Consider the following 2296-nt stretch of genomic DNA (forward strand, 5'->3'; position numbering starts at 1 on the left):
CGGGTCGTCTGCGGCCAGTAGAGCGCGCAGATCACGGGGAGCGCGAGCAGCGCGAACCCGGAGAAGGCGGTGTCGCCGACCTCGATCAGCGTCCCCGGCCGGAACAGGCTCGCGACGAACGCCAGCGTCGCGAACGCCGCCACGCCGATCCGCGCGATCCACGCCTCGCGCCGCTCGGAGGCGTCCGCGTCGACGAGCGGGCGGTACAGGTCGCGGGTGAAGTACGACGACCCGGATAACAACATCGAGTCCGACGAGGACATCATCGCGGCCATCGCGCCCGCGATCACCAGCGCGGCGAACCACGCCGGCGCGTACTCGTTCAACACGACCGGCAGCACGTTCGCGCCCTCGGGGACCTCGATCGGCATCCCGGCCGCCCACGCGCCGAGCATGAACGCGGGGAGGAAGAGTAGGAGGACTAACACGGGCCACAGCGCGAACGACCGCTTCAGCGTCGCGGCCGACTTCGCGACGAAGAACCGCTGGTTGATCTGCGGGAACATCGTCACCCCGAACGCGATGGTGATCGCCGTCGAAATGATGAACCCGGGCGTGTACGTCCCGCCGCCGAAGCTCCCGAACTCGGGGCGGGCCGCTAACATTGCGCCGGTCGCGGCACCGACGCCGCCGACCGCGGAGAGGACCCACGCCGCCGCGATCCAGACGATGGAGAGCATGAACAGCCCCTGAAGCGTGTCCGTCCACGCCACGCCGCGGAGCCCGGCGACGGTGACGTAGAGGATCATGAACGCCGTGATGAGCGCCGCGCCGCCCCAGTAGGGGACGACGCCGTCGGTGAGTCCCACGAGCGCCTCGCCGGCCCCCATCTGCTGGAGCATCACGTACGGGAACAGCCACAGGAGGCTCACGCTGGCGACCAGCGCGCGCAGGCCGACGGAGCCGAACCGGTCGCCGAGCATCTCGCCGAGCGTCACGTAGCCGTTGCGAGCGCCGATCAGCCACTGCTTGTAGCCGATCACGTACCACAGCACGGCGAACAGGACGCCGTCGAGCGTTCCCATGACCACCAGCCACTCGGGTCCGGCGGCGTACGCGAGGTTCGGGCCGCCGAAGAAGGTGAACGCCGAAAGCAGGGTGGCGAAGGTCGTGAACAGCAGTACGAGCGTCCCGATCGACCGGCTCGCGAGGTAGTAGTCCTCGGCGGTCGTCTCCGAGACGCGGTACGCAACGAGGCCGAGCGCGAGCGCGACGACGAGGTAGCCGACGACGACGCCGAGCGAGAGACCGAGCGTCATCGGCGGTCGCCCTCCGCGTCGGCGGTCTTCGCGGTCCCGCTGGCGGTTCCGGGGGTTCCGCTGCCGGAGTCCGTCGTCGACCGCTGCCCCATCCCGCGCTCCCACGCGCCGCTCCGGACGAACAACGCGAACAGCGCCGCACACAGCCCCAGCCACGCCACGTGCCACCAGATCCACACCGGCAGGCCCGCGACGACGCGGTTGACACCCCAGAGGGGCCACGGCACCGCGAACGCCACGAGTATCGCGAACGTCGGTATCCACACGAGATCGCTCCGTGAGCGCATCATGTGCGATAAATCTGTTTCCGTAGACACTAAGAACTATCGGATAGATTCGAAAATGCGTATCGGAGAGAAATTTTCTTCAATAGCCGTCGACGGAGGGGCGTGGCGATAGCTATTTTCCGCGAGGGACGAAACGTAAGGCGGGCGGCTTCTCCCGCCCGATATCACAATTCACACATCATGAAAGACACAGAAAAATACCTGATACACGCCACCATCGCGGCCGACGGCGTCGTCGAGCGGAGCGACGTCGTCGGGGCGGTGTTCGGCCAGACCGAGGGGCTGCTCGGCGACGAGCTAGACCTCAGGGACCTCCAGGAGTCCTCGCGCGTCGGCCGGATCGACGTCGCCGTCGAGTCCGAGAACGGGCAGTCGTTCGGCGAGGTCACCGTCGCCTCCAGCCTCGACAAGGTCGAGACCGCGATCCTGGCGGCCGCGTTGGAGACGATCGACCGTATCGGCCCCTGTCACGCTTCCGTGGAGGTGACGAGCATCGAGGACGTGCGGGCGGCCAAGCGCCGCGAGGTCGTCGAGCGCGCCAAGGAGCTGGTCGCCGGCGGCTTCGAGGAGACGAGCCTCGCGAGCAGCGACGTGTTGGAGGAAGTCCGCGACGCCGCCCGCGTCGAGGGCATCGTCGACTACGAGGGGCTTCCCGCCGGGCCGCGGGTCGGCGACTCCGACGCGGTCATCGTCGTCGAGGGCCGCGCCGACGTGCTGACGCTGCTCGACTGCGGGATCAAAAACGCCGTC

Annotated in this window: 3 protein-coding genes; 1 reads left to right on the top strand and 2 read right to left on the bottom strand. The window is 68.2% G+C overall.

Annotated elements, in window-relative coordinates; translation table 11 throughout:
• A partial coding sequence (locus BN903_RS14845) for a sodium:solute symporter (RefSeq protein WP_048078467.1) occupies window positions 1-1259 on the bottom strand: 1259 nt, incomplete at its 3' end.
• A complete protein-coding gene (locus tag BN903_RS14850; RefSeq protein ID WP_048078468.1) occupies window positions 1256-1549 on the bottom strand; it encodes a DUF3311 domain-containing protein in 294 nt (97 codons plus the stop codon). The genes BN903_RS14845 and BN903_RS14850, both read right to left, overlap by 4 nt.
• A 177-nt stretch (window positions 1550-1726) precedes the next feature.
• On the opposite strand from BN903_RS14850, the gene dnaG reads away from it, so the two are divergent.
• A partial coding sequence (dnaG, locus tag BN903_RS14855) for a DNA primase DnaG (RefSeq protein WP_048078469.1) occupies window positions 1727-2296 on the top strand: 570 nt, incomplete at its 3' end.

This window comes from Halorubrum sp. AJ67, from assembly GCF_000513435.1.